Below are 24,215 nucleotides of genomic sequence, written 5' to 3' on the forward strand. Positions count from 1 at the left end.
GCTCACGCTGCGTGACGAGGGCCGTCACCCGGTCGGCCCCGCATCGCGACCCGCCCGCTGCCGATCACCAGGACGTGCGCTCGACCGTCCTCTTCCTCGTCGCCTTCACCGCTGCGGCGGTCCTCGGGCGACTGACGGCCACGACGGCAGCGTCGGCGCTGTCAGGACTGTCGCTCGTGTGGCCGGCGGCGGGCGTCGCCGTGCTCTGGGCCACCCAGGTGAGGCGTCCCCGGCAGGCGCTGGCCGCAGCGGGGCTGATGGCGGCGTCGGTCACCGTCGTCAACGTCCTCACCGGCATCCCCGCCTCGCAGGCCCCGGCCTTCGCGGCCTCCAACCTGGTCCACGCCGCCGTCGGCGCCGGCGTGCTGTGCCTGTTGCGCGCCGGACCGCGTCCGATGACGTCCGTCCGGGGCGCCTCGCTCGTGCTCGTCGGCTCCTTCGCGGCCGCCGCGGCCGGCGCCGCCGTCCTCTTCGTCGCCACTCCCGTGTACGTCGACGGGCCGCTCGCCGCCTTCCTCGTCCTCGTTCGCAACCTCGTGAGCACGGCGCTCGTGCTGTCCGTCGCGTGGACCTGGCCGCCCAAGGCGTCGGAGGTCGTCGCGGCCCGGAGGGCGGAGGCGGCGGTCCTGCTGGCCGCGACCGTCGCCGGCTACTGGCTCGTGTTCCTCGTCGCGGACGGGCTCAACATCGCGTACGCCACCATCCCGCTCACCCTGTGGGCGGCTATGCGGCTCGGCCGCTTCCTCACGTCGGCCCACCTCGTCCTCACGTGGTCGGCGACCGTGACGTTGACGGTCCTCGGCCACGGCCCCTTCGCCGGGGCGGGCTCGCCCACGACACGGGTCCTGCTCGCCCAGGGGTTCCTCGCGGTCCTCGCCCTCGTCGCGATGAGCGTCGCCATCAGCCGGCACGAGCGCGAGGAGCTGCTCGAGGCGGTCCGCGTGAGCGAGGCGCGCGCCCGCCGCAGCGTCGACACCGCCTTCGCCGGCCACGTGTCTCTCCGGCTGCGTCCGGACGGGACGACGACCGAGGTGCGGACCGCCAACCCGGCGACCGCGACCCTGTTGCGACGTGCCGCCGGCGAGGTCGTCGGCTCCGACTGGCTGGCGCTCGTCCACTCCGACGACGTCCGCGAGGTCCGTGCCGGGCTCGTCGCGGTCGCGAGCGGGCGGGCCGCGTCCTGGGAGGGCGACGCGCGGGTCCTCCTGCCGGACGGCACGGCCCGGTGGCTCCACGTCCTCGTCGGCGCGGACCTCGTCGGTCGCGACGGAGACGCCGTCCGGGGCGCCCGGCTCACGGTGCAGATGGTCGACGCGACGGACCGCAAGGACGCCGAGCAGCGGCTCACCCGGCTCGCGCTGCACGACGAGCTCACCGGGCTGCCGAACCGGACGCTGCTGCTCGACCGGCTCGCGCAGGGACTCGCCGGGGCGCGCCGGGACGGCAGCTCCGTCGGCGTCCTCTTCGTCGACCTCGACCGCTTCAAGGCCGTCAACGACACCTTCGGGCACCAGACCGGCGACGAGCTCCTCGTGCTCGTCGCCCGGCGGCTCTGCGAGGCGGTGCGTCCCGCCGACACCGTGGCGCGCCTGGGTGGCGACGAGTTCGTCGTGTGCTGCCCGGGGCTCGCGGGACCGGCCGACGCGGACGCCTTCGCCGCGCGCCTCATGGAGCGGATGGCCGAGCCCCTCGTCGTCGGCAGGACCGCCCTCGACGTGGGCGTCAGCGGTGGGCTCACGCTGTCGGAGCCCGACGACGACCCGCAGCGGCTCCTCGAGCGGGCGGACGCCGCCATGTACCGGGCGAAGCGCGCCGGGCGCGGCCGCATCACCCGCGAGGGGAGCGTCGTCCCGGCGCCACGCTGACCCGCGGCGTCCGGCTCCCGGACGTCGCGGCCCGCGGGGCCGAGACCCGGCTCAGCCGCCGAGGGCGTCGCGCATCGGCACGAGCTTCGCCGTCGACTCCGCGAGCTCCGCGGCGGGGTCGGAGCCGTCGACGATCCCGCAGCCCGCGAACAGCCGGACCTCGGTCGCGTCGTCGCCCAGCTGTCCGCACCGCAGCGCGATGCCCCATTCGCCGTCACCGTCGGCGTCGAGCCAGCCGACCGGTCCGGCGTAGCGGCCCCGGTCCATGCCCTCGAGGTCGGCGATGAGTCCCGCCGCGGCCCCCGTCGGGGTGCCGCACACCGCTGCCGACGGGTGGAGCGCAGCCGCGAGCCGCAGGCTCGACACCCCGTCGCGGAGCACGCCCGTCACGTCGGTCGCGAGGTGCATGACGTTGGCGAGGTGGAGGACGAACGGGGACTCCGGCACGTTCGTCCCCGCGCAGAACGGCTCGAGCGCCTCCACGACGGAGCGGACGGCGTACTCGTGCTCGCCGAGGTCCTTGCTCGAACGGGCGAGCGACGCCGCCAGAGCGAGGTCGTGCTCGTCGTCGCCGGTGCGGCGGATGGTGCCCGCGAGCACACGGGAGGCGACGAGGCGGACATGGGTCCGCACGAGCATCTCCGGCGTCGCGCCCACGAGGCCGTCGACGTGGAAGGTCCACGTCGCCGGGTACGCGGCGGCGAGCCGCTGCAGGACCGAGCGGACGTCGAGCGGGGCCGAGGCCCGGGCCAGCAGGTCGCGGGCGAGGACGACCTTGTCGACGTCACCGCGGCCGATGCGGGCGACGGCGGCCGCGACGAGCAGCTCCCACTCGGTGCTCGTCACGGACCCGTCGGCGAACGTGACGTCCCGTGGTGGCTCCGGCCGCCCGTGGGGGGCGGGGGCCTCCACCGGTCCCGGCAGCTCGGCGGCCGCCCGGGCCCCCGGCGCCTGGACCGTCGTGCGGGTGAGCCACCAGCGGCCGTCGCGGTGGCCGACGACGGTCTCCGGGACCTCCAGCACGCTCTCGCTGGCCGAGGCGTCGGCGAAGGCGAAGGAGCCGAACGCGACCGGTCCGGTGCCCCGCAGCCGGACCTCGTCGCGCACCACGGACCCGCCGAGCAGCTCCCGCCACCGGCGTTCGGCGTCGGCGAACCGGTCGGGTCCGCTCGTGCGGATCCGGGCGGCCCGGCCCCACCCCACGAGGCCCTCACCGCGCCGCACCCAGGCGAGCGGCTCGGCGTCGCCGGGGGGGAGCAGGTCGAGCAGCGGTCCCGGGTCGTCGAGCCCGACGGTGCGGGAGACGAGCCGGCCGGCCGGCCGCGGCGTGGTCGCCGGGCGCTCCGCGGGCTGCGCGGGGGAGGACAGGGGGGTCGACATGGCAGCACCAGGGTAGGTCGGCCGCCGGGCGCTCCGCCCACCGCGGCCACCTACCCTGGCGCTGTGACCTCCGGCACGAGGGCCGACCTCGACAAGCGGCCCGTCGACGTCTCCACGATGTTCGACGGCGTCGCCGAGCGCTACGACCTCATGAACACCGTCCTCGCCCTCGGGTCCGACCGGCGGTGGCGCCGACTCGTGACGCGGCTGCTCGACCTGCAGCGCGGGGAACGGGTCCTCGACCTCGCCGCCGGCACGGGCACCTCGACCGAGCCCTTCGCCGCCCTCGGCGCCCGAGCCGTCGCGTGCGACTTCTCCCTCGGCATGCTCCACGTCGGGCGGCGCCGCCGCCCCGACCTGTCGTTCCTCGCGGGGGACGCGACCCGGCTGCCCTTCGCCGACGCGACGTTCGACGCGGTCACGATCTCCTTCGGTCTGCGCAACGTCGTCGACCCCGACGCCGGCCTGCGGGAGATGCTGCGGGTCACCCGGCCCGGCGGCCGCCTCGTCGTCTGCGAGTTCTCCCACCCCACGTGGGCGCCGTTCCGCCACGTGTACGACCGGTACCTGCTGAGCGTGCTGCCGGCCGTGGCGCGGCGCGCCGCCTCGAACCCGGAGGCGTACGACTACCTCGCGGAGTCCATCCAGGCGTGGCCGGACCAGCCCGCCCTCGCGGCGCGGCTGCGCGCGGCGGGCTGGGGCGAGGTGTCGTGGCAGGACGCGAGCGGCGGCATCGTCGCGCTGCACCGGGCGGTCCGGCCGCCGACCTGAGCGCCGCGAGTGGGACGTCCGCGCCGCGTGTGGGACGTCCTCGACGCGTGTGGGACGTCCTCGGGCGACTGCGAGGCCGCGACGTCCCGGTCACCGGCGAAACGTCCCACTCGCGGGCGGGACGTCCCAGTCGCCGGCGAACGGGCACGCCCACCTGGCGCGCGCGACGGCCGCCGCGCCGACGTACCCTGGGCCCAACCTTGTGAAGCGGCGCACAAGACCCGCGCCACCCCTGTGGAGGACCCTCGATGACCAGCGGACCCGATCCGATCCCCACCGAGGCCGACGTCGTCGTCGTCGGGGCAGGCCCCGCGGGCTCGACCGCCGCCGCGTACCTCGCCCGCGCCGGGCTCGACGTCGTCCTGCTGGAGAAGACCGCCTTCCCCCGCGAGAAGGTGTGCGGTGACGGTCTCACCCCGCGCGGGGTGAAGGAGCTCGTCGCGCTCGGCGTCCCCCACCGCGAGGAGGACGGCTGGATCCGCAACAAGGGGCTGCGCATCATCGGCGGCGGGCAGCGGCTCCAGCTGACGTGGCCCGAGCTCACCGGGGTGCCGAGCTACGGGCTCGTCCGCCCGCGCGCCGACCTCGACGAGGTCCTCGCCCGCACCGCCGAGCGGTCGGGGACCCACCTGTTCGAGCAGACCGGCGTCACCGGTCCCGTCCTCGACGCGACGGGCCGCATCACCGGGGTGACGTGGGCCCGCTACGACGAGCGCGGCCGGCGCACCGGGGAGACCGGTGAGGTGAGCGCCCGCGTCGTCGTCGCCGCCGACGGCAACTCGAGCCGGCTCAGCCTCGCGATGGGCCTGGAGAAGCGCGAGGACCGCCCGCTCGGCGTCGCCGTCCGCACGTACTTCACGAGCCCCCGCACCGACGACGACTACCTCGAGAGCTGGCTGGAGCTGTGGGACGGCCCGCCCGGGCAGAGCACGCTGCTGCCGGGCTACGGGTGGGTGTTCGGCGTCGGCGACGGCACGAGCAACGTCGGGCTCGGCATCCTCAGCAGCTCCAGCGCCTTCGGCAAGGTCGACTACAAGGAGCTGCTCCACCGCTGGGTCGCCACGATGCCCGCCGACTGGGGCTTCACGCCGGAGAACCAGGTCGGCCCGGTCCGCGGCGCCGCGCTGCCGATGGGCTTCAACCGCACGCCGCACTACACCCGCGGGCTCGTGCTCGTCGGGGACGCCGGCGGCATGGTCAACCCGTTCAACGGCGAGGGCATCGCCTACGCCATGGCGTCCAGCCGCATCGCCGCAGGCGTCGTCAGCCAGGCCCTCGCCATGCCGGAGCTGCAGCGCGAGCGGGCGCTGCGCTCGTACCCGAAGGCCGTCGAGGCGGAGATGGGCGACTACTACGCGCTCGGCCGGGTGTTCGTGAAGCTCATCGGCAACCCGTGGGTCATGCAGACCGCCACGCGCTACGGGCTGCCCCGCCCGCTCCTCATGCAGTTCGTCCTCAAGCTCCTCGCGAACCTCTACGAGGACCGCGGTGGCAGCGGCGTCGACCGCGTCATCCAGGCGATGGAGCGGCTGTCCCCGGTCGCCTCGCGGATCGCCTGAGCGGTGCGGGCGGTGCGGGGTAACGGTTCGATTTCGTCAGGCGCTTCTGACCTAAACCCGCAGGTAGGCGGCCCGTACCCCGGTCCTGGACCGTTCCGGGTCGCCCCTAGGATGACCGCGACCCTGCACCCGACCCGCGCCGCGGCCGACCGCCGCGACGCAGGCAGGACCGGACGAGGAGCACCCCTGTGAGCCCCTACCTCCCGCTGGTGATCATGCTGGCCATCGGCGCCGGCTTCGCCGCGTTCTCGGTGCTCGCCACCTCGCTCACCGGGCCCGCCCGCTACAACCGCGCGAAGCTCGAGGCCTACGAGTGCGGCATCGAGCCGTCGCCGCAGGCCACGGGCGGTGGCCGGGTGCCCGTGAAGTTCTACCTGATCGCGATGCTCTTCATCGTGTTCGACATCGAGACGGTGTTCCTCATCCCGTGGGCCATCGCCTTCAACCAGCTCGGGCTCTTCGCGCTCGTGCAGGTGCTGCTGTTCGTCGGCGCCATCCTCATCGCCTACGCGTACGTGTGGCGTCGGGGCGGCCTCGAGTGGGACTGACGTCCCGGTGAGCCGCGGGGCAGCAGCAGACCGGACCACCCGACCCTCCGACTGGAGCGACTGACATGGGAATCGAGGAGAAGCTCCCCGCCGGGATCCTCCTGGGGCAGGTCGAACAGCTCGTCGGCCTCGTCCGCAAGGCGTCGGTGTGGCCGGCCACCTTCGGCCTCGCCTGCTGCGCCATCGAGATGATGGCCGTCGGCGGCCCCAAGTACGACATCGCCCGCTTCGGCATGGAGCGGTTCTCCGCGAGCCCGCGACAGGCCGACCTCATGATCGTCGCCGGGCGCGTGAGCCAGAAGATGGCGCCGGTCGTGCGGCAGGTCTACGACCAGATGCCGAACCCGAAGTGGGTCATCGCCATGGGCGTGTGCGCGAGCTCCGGCGGGATGTTCAACAACTACGCGATCGTCCAGGGCGTCGACCACATCGTCCCCGTCGACGTCTACCTCCCCGGCTGCCCGCCGCGCCCGGAGATGCTCCTCGACGCCATCCTCAAGCTCCACGAGCAGATCAAGGGCGAGAAGATGGGCGCCCACAAGGTCGCCGCGGAGCGCGAGGCCGAGGAGCGGGCCCTCGTCGCGACCCCGACCATCCAGCAGAAGGGCCTGCTCCGGTGAGCGACGACCAGAAGGGCGCCGCCGGCACGCTCGGCGAGGGTGACGAGGCCGCGGCGCAGGGTCCGGACGGTGCGCCCGCCGGCGGCACGAACCCGACCGGCGCCGACGACGTCACGACCGAGCAGGTCGAGGACGAGGCGCTCGACCCCAGCACGAAGCTGAGCACGGACCCCGCCGTCGAGGAGGCCACCGAGGCCGAGGACGAGCCCGGTCCGGACCCGTCCGCCACCACCGGCGGCGCCGCCACCAGCGGGGCCACCGCCGGCACCGGGACCGCAGGTGACGCGGAGTCCCGCGGCGCCCGCAGCGACGTCGCCACCGGCGCGCAGGTCGCGGCCGCCACCCCCGTCACGACCCGCCGGGGCATGTTCGGCGTCGCCGGACCGGGTGACACCAGCGGCTACTCCGGCCTCGTCACGACCTCGATGGTCGCCCTGCCGGCGCAGCGGCCCTTCGGCGGCTGGTTCGACGAGCTCGCCGACGCGCTCGGGCAGTCCCTCGCCGACGTCGGACTCGACTTCGACGGCCCGTCCGGCGCGATCGAGAAGGTCGTCGTCGAGCACGGCGAGCTCACCCTCCACGTGCGCCGCGAGCACCTCCTCGAGGTGTGCCGCCGGCTGCGCGACGAGCCCGACCTGCGCTTCGAGCTGAGCCTCGGCGTCTCCGGCGTCCACTACCCGGAGGACGCCGGCCGCGAGCTGCACGCGGTCTACCACCTGCGCTCGCTCACGCACGGGCGCCGCGTGCGCCTCGAGGTGTCCGTGCCGGACGCCGACCCGCACGTCCCGTCGACGACGTCGGTGTACCCGACCCACGACTGGCACGAGCGCGAGACGTGGGACTTCTTCGGCATCGTCTTCGACGGCCACCCCGCGCTCACGCGCATCCACATGCCCGACGACTGGCCGGGCCACCCGCAGCGCAAGGACTACCCCCTCGGCGGGATCCCGGTGGAGTACAAGGGCGCCACCGTCCCGCCGCCGGACGAGCGGAGGCTCTACACGTGAGCACCCAGCAGCAGGACCCGTACTCGGCCACGGACCCGGACGTCCTCGAGGGAGCCGTCGTCACCGTCGGCGGGGGCGGGGACTGGGACGACGTCGTCGACACCGCGCGCCTGGGCGAGGAGCGGATCGTCGTCAACATGGGCCCGCAGCACCCGTCGACCCACGGCGTGCTCCGGCTCATCCTCGAGGTCGAGGGCGAGACCGTCACCGAGGCCCGCGCCGGCATCGGCTACCTCCACACCGGCATCGAGAAGAACATGGAGGTGCGCTCCTGGACCCAGGGCGTGACCTTCTGCACGCGCATGGACTACCTCTCGCCGATCTTCAACGAGACGGCGTACTGCCTCGGCGTCGAGCGCCTCCTCGGGATCACGGAGCAGGTGCCGGAGCGCGCGAGCGTGCTGCGCGTCCTCACGATGGAGCTCAACCGCATCGGCTCCCACACCGTCGCGCTCGCGACCGGCGGCATGGAGCTCGGCTCCACGACGATGATGACCGACGGGTTCCGCGAGCGGGACAAGGCCCTCGACATCCTCGAGGAGATCACCGGCCTGCGGATGAACCACGCGTACGTGCGCCCCGGCGGCGTCGCGCAGGACATCCCGCCCGGCACCCTCGACAGCATCCGCGAGTTCGTCCCGAGCATCCGCCAGGGCATCAAGGAGCTCGAGCTCCTGAGCGCGCAGAACCCGACGCTGCGCCAGCGCCTCGTCGGCACCGGCTACCTCAACCTCGCCGGCTGCCTCGCCCTCGGCATCACGGGCCCGGTCCTGCGGAGCACCGGTCTTCCGGCGGACCTGCGCAAGGACGAGCCGTACTGCGGCTACGAGACCTACGACTTCGACGTCATCACGCGGACCGACGCCGACAACTACTCCCGCATGCGCATCCGCATCGACGAGATGTACGAGTCGGTGAAGATCATCGAGCAGTGCATGGAGCGGCTGCGTGCGCTCGGGCCCGGCCCGGTCATGGTCGACGACCCGAAGATCAAGTGGCCGTCGCAGCTCGCGCTCGGCGGTGACGGGCTCGGGAACTCCCTCGACCACATCCGCACGATCATGGGCACCTCGATGGAGGCGCTCATCCACCACTTCAAGCTCGTCACCGAGGGCTTCCGCGTGCCCGCCGGCCAGGTCTACACCGCGGTGGAGTCCCCGCGCGGCGAGCTCGGGGTCCACGTGGTCTCCGACGGCGGCACGAAGCCGTACCGGGCCCACTTCCGCGACCCGTCCTTCACCAACCTGCAGGGTGTCTCCGTGATGTGCGAGGGCGCCCAGGTCGCCGACGTCGTCGCGTCCGTGGCCGCCCTCGACCCCGTCATGGGAGGCGTGGACCGCTGATGGCGTACGACGAGACGACGCTCGAGCAGCTGCGCGCGGACGCCGCCGCGGTGGTCGCGCGCTACCCGCAGGAGCGCTCGGCGCTGCTGCCGCTGCTCCACCTCGTGCAGTCGGTCGACGGCTTCGTCAGCCCCGACGGCATCGCGTTCTGTGCCGAGACCCTCGGGCTCAGCAACGCCGAGGTGAGCGCGGTCGCGACCTTCTACACGCAGTACAAGCGGCACCCCAACGGCCGCTACACCGTCGGGGTGTGCACGAACACCCTCTGCGCGGTCATGGGCGGCGACGAGATCTTCGCCGCCGTCAGCGACCACCTCGGCGTCGGGCACGACGAGACGACCGAGGACGGCGCCGTCACGCTCGAGCGCGTCGAGTGCAACGCCGCCTGCGACTACGCGCCCGTCGTCATGGTCAACTGGGAGTTCTTCGACGAGCAGACGCCCCGGTCCACGTGCGAGCTCGTCGACCGGCTGCGCCGCGGCGAGGCGGTCCGCCCGACGCGCGGCGCCGACGAGGTCGTCGAGTTCAAGCCGATGTCCCGGGTGCTCGCCGGCTTCCCCGACGGCCGCGCCGACGAAGGTCCTGCCGCCGGTCCGGCGACCCTGCGGGGCCTGCGCCTGGCGCGTGAGAACGGCTGGACCGCCCCCGAGCCCGGCAGTCCCGAACGACAGCGCAGCGACGGCAAGGAGGCCTGACCGTGGTCGACATGCTCACCCCCGTCCTCTCGGCGACGTGGGACGCGGACAGGCCGTGGACCCGCCGCACGTACGAGGCCAACGGCGGCTACGCCGCCCTCCGCACCGCGCTCGGCATGGCGCCGGGCGACCTCGTCGACGCCGTCAAGAAGTCGGGCCTGCGCGGCCGCGGCGGCGCCGGGTTCCCCACCGGGATGAAGTGGGGCTTCCTGCCGCCCGACGACGGCAAGCCCCGCTACCTCGTCGTCAACGCCGACGAGTCCGAGCCGGGCACGTGCAAGGACACCCCGCTCATGCTCGCGACGCCCCACCTCCTCGTCGAGGGCGTCGTCATCTCCAGCTACGCGATCGGCGCGAACCGGGCGTTCATCTACCTGCGCGGCGAGGAGCTCCACGTCTACCGCCGGCTGCTCCAGGCCGTCGAGGAGGCCCGGGAGGCCGGCTACGTCGGCACCGACGTCCTCGGCTCCGGGTTCGACCTCGACGTCGTCGTCCACGCCGGCGCGGGCGCCTACATCTGCGGGGAGGAGACGGCCCTGCTCGACTCCCTCGAGGGTCGCCGCGGCCAGCCCCGGCTCAAGCCGCCGTTCCCCGCCGTCGCGGGCCTGTACGCCCGCCCGACGGTGGTCAACAACGTCGAGTCCATCGCGAGCGTCCCCTCGATCGTGAGCAAGGGCGCCGACTGGTTCGCCGGGCTGGGCACGGAGAAGTCGACGGGGTACGGCCTCTTCAGCGTCTCCGGCCACGTGAAGCACCCCGGCCAGTACGAGGCCCCGCTCGGCATCACGATGCGGCAGCTCCTCGAGCTCGCGGGCGGCATGCGCGACCTGCCGGACGGCACGCCCGGGGAGCTGAAGTTCTGGACGCCCGGCGGGTCCTCGACACCGCTGTTCACGGCCGAGCACCTCGACGTGCCGCTCGACTTCGAGTCGACGATGCAGGCCGGCTCCATGCTCGGCACCCGCGCCCTGCAGATGTTCGACCAGACCACGTCGGTCGTGCGGGCGGTCCTGCGGTGGACGGAGTTCTACGCCCACGAGTCGTGCGGCAAGTGCACCCCCTGCCGCGAGGGCACGTACTGGCTCGTCCAGGTGCTGCGCCGCATCGAGGCGGGCAAGGGCACCGAGGAGGACGTCGACACGCTGCTCGACACGTGCGACAACATCCTCGGGCGCTCCTTCTGCGCGCTCGGCGACGGCGCCACGAGTCCCATCACGAGCGCCGTGAAGTACTTCCGCGACGAGTTCCTCTCCGGCACGCACACCCCGGCGTGGGAGCTGTTCCCGTACGAGCGCTCGAGCGTCTTCGCCGACGCCGACCGCATGCCCACCGTCAGCCACGCAGAACCAGCAGGGATGGCATGAGCCTCTCCACCGGCCACGACACCAGCCGCGACACCGGCCTGGCGCGCACGGAGGTGCCCGCCGAGGACCTGGTGACCCTCACGATCGACGGGATCGAGGTCCAGGCACCGAAGGGGGCCCTCCTCATCCGCGTCGCGGAGGAGCTCGGCATCGCGATCCCGCGCTTCTGCGACCACCCGCTGCTGGAGCCCGCGGGCGCGTGCCGGCAGTGCCTCGTCGAGGTCGCCGTGCCCGACCGCGAGGGCAACGTCCGGCCCATGCCGAAGCCGCAGGCCAGCTGCACGATGACCGTGTCGCCCGGCATGGTCGTCAGCACCCAGAACACCTCCGCCGTGGCCGACAAGGCGCAGCACGGCGTCATGGAGCTCCTGCTCGTCAACCACCCGCTCGACTGCCCGATCTGCGACAAGGGCGGGGAGTGCCCGCTGCAGAACCAGGCGATGAGCAACGGACGCGGCACGTCGCGCTTCGTCGACGTCAAGCGGACCTTCGCCAAGCCGATCAAGGTCTCGACGCAGGTCCTCCTCGACCGGGAGCGGTGCATCCTCTGCCAGCGCTGCACGCGCTTCAGCAAGGAGATCGCGGGCGACACCTTCATCGACCTGCAGAAGCGCGGTGCGGCGCAGCAGATCGGGACGTTCGACCAGCAGGTGCTGGGCTTCGCCGGCGAGCGCCTCACCGAGGGCGCCGCGGAGCTCGACGAGGCCGGCGCGCCGTTCGCCTCGTACTTCTCCGGCAACACGATCCAGATCTGCCCGGTCGGCGCGCTCACCGGCGCGGCGTACCGGTTCCGCGCGCGGCCCTTCGACCTCGTGTCGAGCCCGACCGTGTGCGAGCACTGCTCGTCCGGTTGCGCCGTGCGCGCGGACCACCGGCGCGGCGTCGTCCTGCGCCGGCTCGCGGGGGAGGACCCTGCGGTCAACGAGGAGTGGAACTGCGACAAGGGCCGCTGGGCCTTCACGTACCCGACGCTCGGTGACCGGCTCGAGGCGCCGATGGTGCGCGACGAGGCGACCGGCGAGCTCGTCGAGACGTCGTGGCCCGACGCCCTGGACGTCGCCGCGCGCGGGCTCGCCGCAGCGCGTGACGCGGCCGGGGTCGGCACCCTCGTCGGCGGCCGCGCGACGGTGGAGGACGCGTACGCCTACGCGAAGTTCGCCCGCGTCGTCCTCGGCACGAACGACGTCGACATGCGGGCGCGCCCGCACAGCGCCGAGGAGGAGGCGTTCCTCGCCTCGCGCGTCGCCGGCACCGGTATCGGTGTGACGTACGCCGACCTCGAGCGCGCCCGTGCGGTCGTCCTCGTCGGGTTCGAGCCCGAGGAGGAGTCCCCGATCGTCTTCCTCCGCCTCCGAAAGGCGGTGCGCGCCGGCGGGCTCACCGTGACGTCGCTCGCGCCCTTCGCGACGCGCGGCCTGGAGAAGCTGTCCGGGGTGCTCGTCGAGTGCGTGCCCGGGGCGGAGGCCGGCTTGCTCCGGTCCGCCGCGTCGAGCACCGCCGCGGACCCGGTCGCGACCGCGCTCCGGCTCGACGGCGCCGTCCTGCTCGTCGGCGAGCGCCTCGCGCAGGTCCCCGGCGGGCTGAGCGCCGCCGCAGCCGCTGCCGAGGCCACCGGCGCCCGCCTCGCGTGGGTGCCGCGGCGCGCCGGCGAGCGCGGTGCGGTCGAGGCCGGTGCGCTGCCGAACGTCCTGCCCGGTGGACGGCCGCTCGACAAGGCCGCCCTCGTCGACGTCGCCGCCGCGTGGGGCGTCGACCGGCTCCCGTCGAAGAAGGGCCGCGACACCGCCGGCATCCTCGCGGCCGCCGCCAAGGGCGCCGGGCTGCTCGTCGGCGGCGTCGACCCGGACGACCTGCCCGACCCCGCGGCCGCCCGCGCGGCGCTCGAGAGGGCGTCGTTCGTCGTGAGCCTCGAGGTGCGGCGCAGCGCCGTCACCGAGCTCGCCGACGTCGTCCTGCCCGTCGCGCCCGTCGCGGAGAAGGCCGGGTCGTTCCTCGACTGGGAGGGACGGCTGCGCCCCTTCGAGGCGGTGCTGCCGAGCGGGGCGGTCGCCGACCACGGCGTGCTCGACGAGCTCGCCGAGGCCATGGGCGTCACGCTCGGGGCCGCGAAGGCCCTGCAGCTGCGCGACGAGCTGTCGCAGGTCGGCGCGTGGGACGGCAGCAGGACGACCGTCCCCGACGTCGCCCCCGGCGCCGCGGCCGTGCCGACGGTCGGGCGGGCGGTCCTCGCCACCTGGCACCTCCTGCTCGACGCCGGCCGGCTCCAGGACGGCGAGGCGTACCTCGCCGGGACCGCTCACCGTGCCCACGCCCGCGTCTCCGCGGCCACCGCCGAGGCCCACGGGCTGCGCGCCGGCGGCACCGTCGCCGTGTCCGGTCCCGCGGGCACCGTCACGCTGCCCGTCGTCGTCGACCGGACGATGGTGGACGGTGTCGTGTGGCTGCCGACGCGCTCCCGCGGCAGCGAGGTGCGCCGGCAGGTGGGATCGGGCGCCGGGGACCTGGTAGGAATTGCCGCCGGACCGGACCAGATCGCGACGACGGGAGCCCAGGCGTGAGCCAGTTCCTCGCCCTGCCGGCCCTCGGCGGTCTCGAGGGTCCTGCATCGGACTTCAGCAACGACACGTGGTGGATCGCGCTCATCAAGGCGGTCCTCGTCTTCGCGTTCCTCGTCGTCAACGTCCTCGTCGCGATCTGGGCCGAGCGGCGGATCCTCGGCCGGATGCAGCAGCGTCCCGGTCCCAACCGCCACGGCCCGTTCGGCCTGCTGCAGTCCCTCGCCGACGGCGTCAAGCTCGCGCTCAAGGAGGACATCGTCCCCGCCGGCGCCGACAAGGTCGTCTACGTCCTCGCCCCGGCCATCTCCGCGGCACCGGCGTTCCTCGCGTTCGCCGTCATCCCGCTCGGCCCCGAGGTCACGGTCTTCGGCGTCACCACGCCGCTGCAGGTGACCGACGTGCCGGTGTCGGTGCTGTTCGTGCTCGCCGCCGCGAGCGTCGGCGTGTACGGGCTCGTTCTCGCCGGCTGGGCGTCGGGCTCCACCTACCCCCTGCTCGGCGGCCTGCGCTCGACGGCGCAGGTCATCTCCTACGAGCTCATCATGGGTCTCGCGCTCGTCGGTGTGTTCATCTACACCGGCTCGATGTCGACGTCGCGGATCGTCGAGCAGCAGCAGGACCTCTGGCTGTTCATCCCGCTGCTGCCGAGCTTCCTCTTCTTCCTCGTCGCGATCGTCGGCGAGACCAACCGCGCGCCCTTCGACCTGCCCGAGGGCGAGGGCGAGCTCGTCGGCGGCTTCCACACCGAGTACTCCTCGCTGAAGTTCGCGCTGTTCTTCCTCGCGGAGTACGTCGCGATGTTCACCGTCTCGGCCCTCGCCGTCACCCTGTTCCTCGGCGGCTGGATGGCGCCGTGGCCCTTCGCGCCGCTGCAGCTGGGCCCGGTCGGGCTGCCCTTCCTCGGGGACGGCTGGTTCGGCGTCGAGGCCGGCACCTCGTGGTTCAACACGGGCTTCTGGCCGGTGCTGTGGTTCACGATCAAGATGTGGATCATCGTCTTCGGCTTCTTCTGGCTCCGTGGCGCGCTCCCGCGCCTGCGCTACGACCAGTTCATGAACCTCGGCTGGAAGGTCCTCATCGAGGCGAGCTTCGCGTGGGTGATCGTCCTCGGCATCGCCCGCGGCCTCATCGTCTACGAGGTCCTCACCCAGCAGCAGGTCCTCATCGGGGTGGCCGTGCTCGGCGCCCTCCTCGTCGTCGGGGTGTCGTTCATCGGCGGCAAGGTCGTCGCGGAGCCCGAGAAGGAGGAGAAGGAGGTCGACCCGTTCGCGGACGGCTTCCCCGTCCCGCCGCTGCCCGGCCAGACCATCGTCCGCTCCCGCGGCGGCCTCGGCGAGGCCCGCCCGACCGACGCCGGCCGCAGCGCCGCCCGCGAGCCCGCCGCCGTCGGCGCGGGCGAGCCCGACGCCGGCACCACCGACCAGGAGGCACCGCGTGGCTGACCTGCCCGAGAAGAAGGCCGGTGACGGCCGCGACGTCGACCGGCCCACCGGCTCCGTCGGCGACGGCGACGGCGCCGACCGCTCCGGCCGTCCGCCGAGCACGTGGCTCGGGGAGCTCCTCGCCCCCGTCGCCGGCTTCGGCGTCACCTTCTCCACCATGTTCCGGAAGGTGCTGTCGGAGGAGTACCCGGAGGGCCCGAGGAAGAAGGGCCCGGCGCCGACCGCGCCCCGCTACCACGGCCGCCACCAGCTCAACCGCTGGGCCGACGGGCTCGAGAAGTGCATCGGCTGCGAGCTGTGCGCGTGGGCGTGCCCCGCCGACGCCATCTACGTCGAGGGCGCGCAGAACACCGACGAGGAGCGCTACAGCCCCGGCGAGCGCTACGGACGCGTCTACCAGATCAACTACCTGCGGTGCATCTTCTGCGGGCTCTGCATCGAGGCGTGCCCCACGCGGGCGCTCACGATGACGAACGAGTACGAGCTCGCCGACCACACCCGCGAGGCGACGATCTTCACGAAGGACCAGCTCCTCGCCCCGCTGCGCGAGGGCATGCTCCCCGCGCCCCACCCGATGGTCGAGGGCACGACGGAGAAGGACTACTACCGCAACGAGGTCACGGGCCCCACCGAGGCGCAGCGTCGCTGGGTCGAGGAGCAGGGGGCCCGCGCATGAGCGCCCACGTCGCGCTCGCGGTGGCGGAGACGGGCGCCGAGGTCGGCTCCAGCGCCGGCGACGCCGCCCTGTTCTGGACCCTCGGCCCGCTCATGGTCCTCGCGTCGCTCGGGCTGATCTTCGCGCGGAAGGCCGTCCACGCGGCGCTGTCCATGGCCGTCGTCATGGTGAGCCTCGGCGGGGTCTACGTCGGGCTGCAGGCGCCGTTCCTCGGCATGGTCCAGGTGTTCGTCTACACGGGCGCCGTCATGATGCTGTTCCTCTTCGTCCTCATGCTCGTGGGCGTCGACTCCTCCGACTCCCTCGTCGAGACGATCCGCGGCCAGCGGCTCGCCGCCCTCCTCGCCGGCGGCGGCTTCACGATCTTCGTGCTCGTGGCCCTCGGGCGCACGGCGTGGCCGGAGCCCGTCGGGCTCCAGGCGGTCAACGAGGCCGGCAACATCACCGGCATCGCCGAGCGGATCTTCAGCCGGTACGTGTGGTCGTTCGAGCTGACCGCGGCCCTGCTCGTCGTCGCCGCGATCGGCGCGATGGTCCTCGCCCACCGCGAGCGCACCGGCGAGCGGCCGACCCAGCGCTCGATCTCCGAGGCACGGCTGCGCCGCGGCCAGCGGATGACCCCGCTGCCGCCGCCCGGCACCTTCGCCCGGCACAACGCCGTCGACACCCCTGCCCTGCTGCCCGACGGCAGCCCGTCGGAGCTGTCGGTGTCGCGGGTCCTCCAGGCCCGCGGTCAGACGCTGTCGACGACGACCCTCGTCGACGACGTCCCGGAGATCGTCGCCGACGTCGACCCGGACGGGCGCGGCAGCCGCACCCGCGGGTCCGCCGTCGGCGGGCACCCGATCGACCGCGACCACCCGCGTCACGGCGACGGCCCGCTGGGCGAGGACACCGCCACCGGCGACGCCTCCGACGGAACGTCCGACTCCGCCAGCACCCGGAAGGCCTGAGCCGTGGACCTCATGTACTGGGTCTACCTGTCGGTGGTCCTCTTCGCCGTCGGCGGGGCGACGGTGCTCGTGCGCCGCAACGCGATCGTCGTGTTCATGGGCGTCGAGCTCATGCTCAACTCCGCGAACCTCGCCTTCGTCGCGTTCGCCCGCATGCACGGTGACCTCGAGGGGCAGACGGTCGCGCTGTTCGTCATGCTCGTCGCCGCCGCCGAGGTCGTCATCGGCCTCGCGATCATCATGGCCATCTTCCGCACCCGCCGGTCCGCGTCGGTCGACGACGCGAACCTGCTGAAGTACTGAGAGGACGGCTGTGCTGCTGTCGCCTGTCCCGACGCAGGGGCTCACCGCCGTGCCCGCGACCGGCGCCGAGCCGCTCGCGTGGCTGCTCGTCGTCATCCCGCTCGTCAGCGCGGGCGTCCTGCTGCTCGCCGGTCGCTCCGCAGACCGCTGGGGTCACTGGCTCGGCGTCGCCGCCTCGACCGCCGCGTTCGTCGTCGGCGCCGCCGTCTTCTGGTCGGTGCTCGGTCACGACGCGGAGGAGCGGGCGCGCTCCGTCGCGGGCTTCTCGTGGGTGCCGGCCGGCACGTTCCAGGTCGAGGCCGGCCTGCTCGTCGACCCGCTGAGCCTGTCGTTCGTCCTGCTCATCACGTTCGTCGGGACGCTCATCCACCTGTACTCGGTGTCGTACATGGAGCACGACCCCGGCCGGCGGCGCTTCTTCGCCTACCTCAACCTCTTCGTCGCGGCGATGCTCCTGCTCGTCCTCGCCGACAGCTACCTCCTGCTGTACGTCGGGTGGGAGGGCGTGGGTCTCGCGTCGTACCTGCTCATCGGGTTCTGGAACCACCGTCTCGAGTACGCCGTGGCGGCGAAGAAGGCGTTCGTCGCGAACCGCGTCGGCGACTTCGGCCTCTCCCTGGCGATCATGGCGATGTTCGTGGCGTTCGGGTCCGTGTCGTTCACCGACGTGCTCGGCGGGGCGTCCGGCGCGAGCGAGGGCTGGCTCACCGCCATCGGCCTGCTCCTGCTGCTGGCGGCGTGCGGCAAGTCGGCGCAGTTCCCTCTCCAGTCGTGGCTCGGCGACGCGATGGCCGGCCCGACGCCCGTGTCGGCGCTCATCCACGCCGCGACCATGGTGACCGCCGGTGTCTACCTCGTCGTGCGCTCGGGCCCGATCTACGAGGGCGCGCCCGCCGCGACCCTCGCGGTCGCCGTGGTCGGCGCCATCACGCTGCTCTTCGGGGCGATCGTCGGTAGCGCGAAGGACGACATCAAGAAGGCGCTCGCCGCCTCCACGATGTCGCAGATCGGCTACATGATGCTCGCCGCCGGGCTCGGCCCCATCGGCTACGTGTTCGCGATCTTCCACCTGCTGACGCACGGCTTCTTCAAGGCCGGCATGTTCCTCGGTGCCGGCTCCGTCATGCACGGCATGAACGACGAGACCGACATGCGCCGCTTCGGCGGTCTGCGGACGGTCATGATGGCGACCTGGATCACGTTCGGGCTCGGCTGGCTCGCCATCATCGGCGTCCCGCCGTTCTCGGGCTTCTTCTCCAAGGACGAGATCATCCACGCGGCGTTCGAGGGCGAGGGCTGGCGCCCGTGGGTGCTGGGGACGGTCACCGTCATCGGCGCCGGCATCACGGCGTTCTACATGTCGCGGCTGTTCTTCATGACGTTCCACGGCAGGCGCCGCTGGCACGACGGCACCGACGCGCCCGCGCCGCACCCGCACGAGTCCCCGGCGCTCATGGTCGCGCCCATGGTCGTGCTCGCGGTCGGGTCGGCCGGCCTCGGCCCGCTCCTGTACTACACGCACTGGCTCGAGGACTGGCTGGAGCCGGTGTTCACCGCGCCCCCGGAGGTCGAGCCCGTGATCGACCTCACCATCGTCACCGCCGCGACGCTGCTCGTCATCGTCGTCGGGGTGGCGACGGCGTGGGCGATGTACCTGCGCCAGCCGGTCCCCGTCACGGCCCCGCGCGGCTCCTTCGCCACGCGCGCCGCCCGCAACGACCTGTTCCAGGACGACGTCAACGACATCGCGTTCGTCGAGCCCGGCCAGGCGTTCGTCCGCGGCATGGGGCAGCTCGACGACGACGTGGTGAGCGGCGCGGTGCGGGCCCTCGCCCGCTCCGTCAGCGGCATCGGGACGGGGCTGTCGCGGCTGCAGACCGGTTTCGTCCGCTCCTACGCCCTGTCCATGTTCGTCGGCGTCGGCCTCGTCGTCGCCGCCCTCGTGATCGTGCAGAACTGAGAGGACGGCCGTGTTCCCCTGGCTGACCGCAGCCCTCGTCCTCCCGCTCGTCGGGGCGGCCGTCGTCGCCCTCCTGCCGAAGGGCCGGACCGACGCCGCGAAGGCCGTCGCCCTCGCGTTCTCCCTCGCGGTCCTCGGTCTCGTCGTCGCGATGTCGCTCACCTTCGACGTGCCCGCGGCGGGGGAGTACCAGTTCGCGGAGGAGGTGTCGTGGATCCCGCAGCTCGGGGTCACGTACGCCCTCGCCGTCGACGGCATCGCCCTGTCGATGGTCGCCCTCACGGCCGTGCTCGTGCCGGTCTGCCTCCTCGCGTCGTGGCGCGAGCTCGGGCCGGCCGCCGCCGGGCAGGTCGACCGCGGCTTCCTCGCGCTCGTCCTCGTGCTCGAGGCGCTCGTCATCGGCGTCTTCGCCGCGCGCGACCTCTTCCTCTTCTACGTGTTCTTCGAGGTCATGCTCGTCCCGATGTACTTCCTCATCGGGCGCTACGGCGGCCCGCGCCGCCGCGAGGCCGCGACGACGTTCCTCGTGTACTCCCTCGCCGGTGGTCTCGTCATGCTCGCCGCCGTCATCGGCACGTACGTGGTGGGCCCGGGCGGGGCCGACGGCTTCCTCCTCGCGAACCTCACGAACCTCGAGGTGTCGACCGAGACCGGACGCTGGCTGTTCCTCGGGCTGTTCGTCGCGTTCGCGGTGAAGGCGCCGCTGTGGCCCGTCCACACGTGGCTGCCGGACGCCGCCGCCCAGGCGCCGCCGGGCGCCGCCGTGCTGCTCGTGGGCGTGCTCGACAAGGTCGGCACCTTCGGGATGCTGACGATCCTGCTGCCGCTGTTCCCCGAGGCGTCGGTGTGGGCGGCGCCGGTCGTCGTCGTGCTCGCGCTCGTGTCGATCCTCTACGGGGCGTTCGTCGCCCTCGCCCAGCGCGACGTCCTGCGGCTCATCGCGTGGACGTCGATCAGCCACTTCGGCTTCATCGTCCTCGGCATCTTCGCCTTCACCACGGCCGGGCAGTCCGGGGCCGCGCTCTACCAGGTCAACCACGGCTTCTCCACGGCCGCGCTGTTCCTCGTCGCGGGCATGCTCGCGACGCGGCGGGGCTCGAGCCTCATCGCCGACTTCGGTGGCGGCCAGCGGGTCATGCCGCTGCTCGCGGGCGCGTTCCTCGTGGCGGGTCTGTCGAGCCTCGCCCTGCCGGGTCTGTCGAGCTTCGTCTCCGAGTTCCTCGTCCTCGTCGGCACGTTCGAGCGCTACCAGTGGGCGGCCGTCATCGCGACGGGCGGCATCATCCTCGCCGCCCTCTACATCCTGTGGACGTACCAGCGGATGATGACGGGCACGACCGTCCCTGCGCTCGCGGCGCTGGAGAGCGACCCGCGGCGTGACATGCGCGGGCGGGAGGCGTTCGTCGTGGCGCCGCTGCTCGCGGTCATCATCGCGCTCGGCTTCTACCCCAAGCCCGTCCTCGACATCCTCACGCCCGCCGTCGACCGCACGATGGAGCAGACCGGCATGACCGACCCCGCCCCGCTCTTCGAGGCCGAGGGGGCCGACCAGTGAGCGCGCTCGCGTCCGTGGCGCTGCCGCTCGGCGGCACCGTCGGCGGGGGCGGCATCGCCCCGCCCGAGATCGACTGGGTCGCGACCGCCCCCATGTGGGTCGTCGCCGCCGTCGCGATCGTGTCGGTGACCCTGGAGGCCGCCCTGCCGCGCGGCCGCCGTCGCGCGGCGCAGGTGGTCGTGTCCGTCGGCGGTCTCGTCGCCGCGCTCGTCGCGCTCGTCCTCACGTGGAGCGACGAGGCCGTCGTCACCGCGAGCGGGTCCATCGCCATCGACGGCGTCACCCGCTTCCTCATGGCGACCGTGCTCGTCCTCGCGATCCTCGGCGTCCTGCTCTTCGACGACCGCGTCGACGACGAGCCCGGCTTCGCCGCCCAGGCCTCCGCGGTGCCCGGGTCGCCGGGCGAGGCCGCCGCACGGCGCGCCGGTCTCGAGCAGACGGAGGTCTTCCCGCTCCTGCTCTTCGTCGTCCTCGGCATGCTCGTGTTCCCCGCCGCGAACGACCTCCTCACGATGTTCGTCGCGCTCGAGGTCCTCAGCCTGCCGCTGTACCTGCTGTGCGGCTTCGCGCGTCGGCGCCGGCTGCTGAGCCAGGAGGCGGCCGTCAAGTACTTCCTGCTCGGGGCCTTCAGCTCGGCGTTCTTCCTCTTCGGCGCCGCGCTGCTCTACGGCTTCGCCGGGTCGATCGCGCTCGCCGACATCCGCACGGCCGTGCAGACCGTGACCGGCCAGGAGGAGCTGCTCGTCCTCGGCTTCGGCCTGCTCGTCATCGGCCTGCTGTTCAAGGTCGGCTCCGCCCCGTTCCACTCGTGGACCCCCGACGTCTACCAGGGCGCCCCGACCGCGGTCGTGGCGTTCATGGCGGCGGCGACGAAGGTGGCGGCCTTCGGGGCGCTCCTGCGCGTGCTGTACGTCGCGTTCCCCGACAACCGCTGGGACTGGCTGCCGGTGCTGTGGGCCGTCGCCATCACGACGATGGTCCTCGGGACGGTCGTCGCGGTCATCCAGCAGGACATCAAGCGGGTCCTCGCGTACTCCTCGGTCGCGCACGCCGGCTTCATCCTCACCGGCGTCCTCGCGCTCGACACCGCCGGCGTCAGCGGGTCGCTGTTCTACCTCGCGGCCTACGGCGTCACGACGATCGGGGCGTTCGCGGCCCTCACCCTCGTGCGCGACGCGGGCGGGGAGAGCACGACGATCCGCTCGTGGGCGGGTGTCGGGCGACGCTCCCCGGTCTTCGCGGCGATGTTCTCGCTGTTCCTCCTCGCCCTCGCCGGCATCCCCCTCACGAGCGGGTTCGTCGGGAAGGTCGCGGTGTTCGGCGCGGCCATCGCGGGCGGGGCCGAGGTGCTCGCCGTCGTCGGCGTGCTCACGAGCGCCGTCGCGGTGGTCTTCTACGTGCGGATCATCGTGTCGATGTACTTCGCCGACGCCGGTGACGACACCGCCCGGGTCGCGACGCCCAGCGCCGCGCTCACCGGTGTGCTCGCGGTCGCCGCGGCCGTCACCGTCCTGCTCGGCGTGCTGCCCACCCCGCTGCTGGGCCTGGCGGAGCAGTCCGGCTTCTTCGCGCTGTGAGCCCCGGCGTCGGCACCGAGGAGCACGCCGACCGCCTCCTGGCGTACGGCGTCGCCGACCCGGCGCTGCGCGAGGCGGTCGTGCTCGGCCTCGCCGACGTCGAGGCGGCCGTGCACGACGCCGTCCGCAGCGCCGACCCGCTCGCGGACGACGCCGCGGGGCACCTCGTGCGCGCCGGCGGCAAGCGGACCCGGCCGCTGCTGTGCCTGCTCGCCGCGGAGCTCGGCACACCGGGCCCGCTCGTGGTCGACGCCGCGGTCGTCGTCGAGCTCACGCACCTCGCGACGCTGTACCACGACGACGTCATCGACTCCGCGACCGTTCGCCGGGGGGTACCGGCCGCGCAGGAGGTGTGGGGGAACACCGTCGCGATCCTCACCGGCGACCTGCTGTTCGCCCGGGCGTCCGTCATCGGGGCGCGGCTGGGTCCGGCGGCGGTGAGCATCCAGGCGCGCACGTTCGAGCGGCTCGTGCTCGGGGAGATGCGCGAGACCGTCGGACCGCGCGACGGCGAGGACCCGGTCGCGCACTACCTGCAGGTGCTCTCGGACAAGACGGGCTCGCTCATCGCGACGTCCGCGCGCTTCGGTGGGATGTTCTCCGGTCTCGACGAGGCCACGCAGGACGTGCTCGTCCGCTACGGGGACAAGGTCGGCGTCGCGTTCCAGCTCGCCGACGACGTCCTCGACCTCGCCGCCGACCGCGCCGACTCCGGCAAGACGCCGGGAACGGACCTGCGGGAGCACGTGCCGACGCTGCCCGTGCTGCTGCTGCGGCGGGCGGTGTCCGCCGGTGAGGCGCCCGCGGGGTCGGGGGACCTGCTCGACACGCTCGACGGGGACCTGACCGACGACGCGGTGCTCGCCGACACGGTCGCCCGTCTCCGGGAGCACCCCGTCACGGGCGAGGCGCGTGCGGAGGCCCGCCGCTGGGCCGCCGACGCCGTCGACGCCCTCGCCCCGCTGCCCGTGTCACCGGCGAGGGACGCCCTCGCCGCCGTCGCCGAGGCGCTCGCCGACCGCACCGGTTGACGTCCGCACCGGCCCGCAGGGCCTGTGGACGAGCGCCGATGACGTCGGCCGCGCTCCGCCAGGCTGGTGACATGCCGGGTGAGGGGGAGGACCATGGCCGCTGTGACGGTGATGCCGCGTGAGGGCCACTGGACGGTCGACGACCTCGACCGGCTGCCCGACGACGGGCTCCAGTACGAGCTCGCCGACGGGGTGCTGCTCGTGACCCCGGCACCGGTCCCGGGGCACCAACGCCTCGTGGGCGACCTCTTCGTCCTCCTGCGGCAGGCGGAGGTGCCGGGCACCGAGGTGTTCGTCGCTCCCCTGGACTACCGACCCAGTCGTGTGCGGTCGCTGCAGCCGGACCTGCTGGTCGTGCGCAGCGAGGACGTGGGCCCGGCGAACGTGCAGCGCCCGCTGCTCCTGGCGGTCGAGGTGCTGTTGCCGAGCACGCGGAGCAAGGACCTGCTCCTCAAGCGGGGGCTGTACGAGGACTCCGGCGTCGCGTCGTACTGGGTGCTCGACCCCGAGGAGCCGTCCCTGCTCGTCCTCGATCTCGTCGACGGCCGCTACGTCGAGACCGCCCGCGTCACCGGCGACGACGAGGTCCGGCTCGAGCGCCCGTTCCCCGTGACCATCCGTCCCGCCGCCCTCGGCCGGCGCTGAGCGACGGGCGCCGCCGTCTCAACCGGCGGACCACCGGTTTCGCGACTCGGGACGCCTCGGGCTACTCTCTCACCAGCCATCCAGAGCGACCGAGAGACCTGGCTCGTCGACGTCGCAGCAACCCCCCGGTGACGGGAGCGGGTGCTACCGCCAGGACCGATGGAGGGAACTGATGTCGGACACCCTGGTCCTCGTGGGACGACCGCACGTCGACCTGTGCCGCCGTGCCGTCGCCGCCTGTCGTCGGGCCGACGGGCGAATGCCGCTGCGCTGAGCGCACCGCGCCGGCGCCACCCCGGGCGGCACCGCCGCCACCCCGGCAGCACCTCGCTGCCCGTCCCCGTCCGACCCCACCGCACCCGC

At 73.4% G+C, this 24,215-nt stretch carries 20 protein-coding genes and 1 riboswitch; of the genes, 19 read left to right on the forward strand and 1 reads right to left on the reverse strand.

Annotation, left to right across the window (positions count from 1 at the left end; all coding sequences use genetic code 11):
* Positions 1–74 precede the first annotated feature (74 nt).
* Positions 75–1,865, forward strand: coding sequence for a diguanylate cyclase domain-containing protein (locus WAB14_RS03900; protein ID WP_340267623.1), 1,791 nt, complete (start codon positions 75–77; stop codon positions 1,863–1,865).
* Between the two features lie 51 nt (positions 1,866–1,916).
* On the opposite strand, the gene WAB14_RS03905 is transcribed toward WAB14_RS03900, so the two are convergent.
* Complete coding sequence (locus tag WAB14_RS03905) at positions 1,917–3,245, reverse strand: isochorismate synthase (protein ID WP_340267625.1); 1,329 nt, start codon at positions 3,243–3,245, stop codon at positions 1,917–1,919.
* Between the two features lie 63 nt (positions 3,246–3,308).
* Between WAB14_RS03905 and WAB14_RS03910 the strand changes: the two genes are divergently transcribed.
* The 18 genes from WAB14_RS03910 (at position 3,309) to WAB14_RS03995 (ending at position 23,852) form a co-directional block, all read left to right on the forward strand.
* On the forward strand, positions 3,309–4,016 hold the full coding sequence (locus WAB14_RS03910) for a demethylmenaquinone methyltransferase (RefSeq protein WP_340267627.1): 708 nt from the start codon (positions 3,309–3,311) through the stop codon (positions 4,014–4,016).
* Between the two features lie 248 nt (positions 4,017–4,264).
* Positions 4,265–5,575 (forward strand): geranylgeranyl reductase family protein, encoded by a 1,311-nt coding sequence (locus WAB14_RS03915; protein WP_340267629.1) that lies wholly within the window; start codon positions 4,265–4,267, stop codon positions 5,573–5,575.
* A 188-nt stretch (positions 5,576–5,763) separates the two neighbouring features.
* Positions 5,764–6,123, forward strand: coding sequence for an NADH-quinone oxidoreductase subunit A (locus WAB14_RS03920; protein ID WP_340267631.1), 360 nt, complete (start codon positions 5,764–5,766; stop codon positions 6,121–6,123).
* A gap of 65 nt (positions 6,124–6,188) precedes the next feature.
* Positions 6,189–6,743 carry a NuoB/complex I 20 kDa subunit family protein gene (locus WAB14_RS03925; RefSeq protein WP_340267632.1) on the forward strand — a complete coding sequence of 185 codons (555 nt, stop codon included), beginning with the start codon at positions 6,189–6,191 and terminating at the stop codon, positions 6,741–6,743.
* Positions 6,744–6,901: 158 nt separating this feature from the next.
* A complete protein-coding gene (locus tag WAB14_RS03930; protein ID WP_340268449.1) occupies positions 6,902–7,750 on the forward strand; it encodes an NADH-quinone oxidoreductase subunit C in 849 nt (282 codons plus the stop codon).
* The gene (locus tag WAB14_RS03935) at positions 7,747–9,093 is read left to right on the forward strand and encodes an NADH-quinone oxidoreductase subunit D (protein ID WP_340267634.1); all 1,347 of its coding nucleotides are present in this window, start codon (positions 7,747–7,749) and stop codon (positions 9,091–9,093) included. Before WAB14_RS03930 ends, WAB14_RS03935 begins: the two co-directional genes overlap by 4 nt.
* Complete coding sequence (gene nuoE / locus WAB14_RS03940) at positions 9,093–9,788, forward strand: NADH-quinone oxidoreductase subunit NuoE (RefSeq protein WP_340267636.1); 696 nt, start codon at positions 9,093–9,095, stop codon at positions 9,786–9,788. Before WAB14_RS03935 ends, nuoE begins: the two co-directional genes overlap by 1 nt.
* Positions 9,789–9,790: 2 nt before the next feature.
* Positions 9,791–11,152 (forward strand): NADH-quinone oxidoreductase subunit NuoF, encoded by a 1,362-nt coding sequence (gene nuoF, locus WAB14_RS03945; protein WP_340267638.1) that lies wholly within the window; start codon positions 9,791–9,793, stop codon positions 11,150–11,152.
* Positions 11,149–13,710 (forward strand): NADH-quinone oxidoreductase subunit G, encoded by a 2,562-nt coding sequence (locus tag WAB14_RS03950; protein ID WP_340267640.1) that lies wholly within the window; start codon positions 11,149–11,151, stop codon positions 13,708–13,710. Before nuoF ends, WAB14_RS03950 begins: the two co-directional genes overlap by 4 nt.
* On the forward strand, positions 13,707–15,152 hold the full coding sequence (nuoH, locus tag WAB14_RS03955) for an NADH-quinone oxidoreductase subunit NuoH (RefSeq protein WP_340267642.1): 1,446 nt from the start codon (positions 13,707–13,709) through the stop codon (positions 15,150–15,152). Before WAB14_RS03950 ends, nuoH begins: the two co-directional genes overlap by 4 nt.
* Position 15,153: 1 nt before the next feature.
* Positions 15,154–15,828 carry an NADH-quinone oxidoreductase subunit NuoI gene (gene nuoI, locus WAB14_RS03960; RefSeq protein WP_377002513.1) on the forward strand — a complete coding sequence of 225 codons (675 nt, stop codon included), beginning with the start codon at positions 15,154–15,156 and terminating at the stop codon, positions 15,826–15,828.
* Positions 15,825–16,781, forward strand: a complete 957-nt coding sequence (locus WAB14_RS03965; RefSeq protein ID WP_340267647.1) for an NADH-quinone oxidoreductase subunit J — start codon at positions 15,825–15,827, stop codon at positions 16,779–16,781. Before nuoI ends, WAB14_RS03965 begins: the two co-directional genes overlap by 4 nt.
* A 12-nt stretch (positions 16,782–16,793) precedes the next feature.
* Positions 16,794–17,084 (forward strand): NADH-quinone oxidoreductase subunit NuoK, encoded by a 291-nt coding sequence (gene nuoK / locus WAB14_RS03970; RefSeq protein WP_377002511.1) that lies wholly within the window; start codon positions 16,794–16,796, stop codon positions 17,082–17,084.
* A gap of 16 nt (positions 17,085–17,100) precedes the next feature.
* Positions 17,101–19,044, forward strand: a complete 1,944-nt coding sequence (nuoL, locus tag WAB14_RS03975) for an NADH-quinone oxidoreductase subunit L (RefSeq protein ID WP_340268451.1) — start codon at positions 17,101–17,103, stop codon at positions 19,042–19,044.
* A 10-nt stretch (positions 19,045–19,054) separates the two neighbouring features.
* Positions 19,055–20,599 (forward strand): NADH-quinone oxidoreductase subunit M, encoded by a 1,545-nt coding sequence (locus WAB14_RS03980; RefSeq protein WP_340267650.1) that lies wholly within the window; start codon positions 19,055–19,057, stop codon positions 20,597–20,599.
* Positions 20,596–22,176, forward strand: coding sequence for an NADH-quinone oxidoreductase subunit NuoN (gene nuoN / locus WAB14_RS03985; protein WP_340267652.1), 1,581 nt, complete (start codon positions 20,596–20,598; stop codon positions 22,174–22,176). The genes WAB14_RS03980 and nuoN overlap by 4 nt, the downstream gene beginning before the upstream one ends.
* Positions 22,173–23,207 carry a polyprenyl synthetase family protein gene (locus WAB14_RS03990; RefSeq protein WP_377002452.1) on the forward strand — a complete coding sequence of 345 codons (1,035 nt, stop codon included), beginning with the start codon at positions 22,173–22,175 and terminating at the stop codon, positions 23,205–23,207. The genes nuoN and WAB14_RS03990 overlap by 4 nt, the downstream gene beginning before the upstream one ends.
* A gap of 93 nt (positions 23,208–23,300) precedes the next feature.
* Complete coding sequence (locus tag WAB14_RS03995) at positions 23,301–23,852, forward strand: Uma2 family endonuclease (RefSeq protein WP_340267654.1); 552 nt, start codon at positions 23,301–23,303, stop codon at positions 23,850–23,852.
* A 73-nt stretch (positions 23,853–23,925) separates the two neighbouring features.
* A riboswitch (SAM riboswitch) is annotated at positions 23,926–24,018 on the forward strand.
* Positions 24,019–24,215 lie beyond the last annotated feature (197 nt).

This window comes from Aquipuribacter nitratireducens, from assembly GCF_037860835.1.
GTDB classification, from domain to species: Bacteria; Actinomycetota; Actinomycetes; order Actinomycetales; family JBBAYJ01; genus Aquipuribacter; species Aquipuribacter nitratireducens.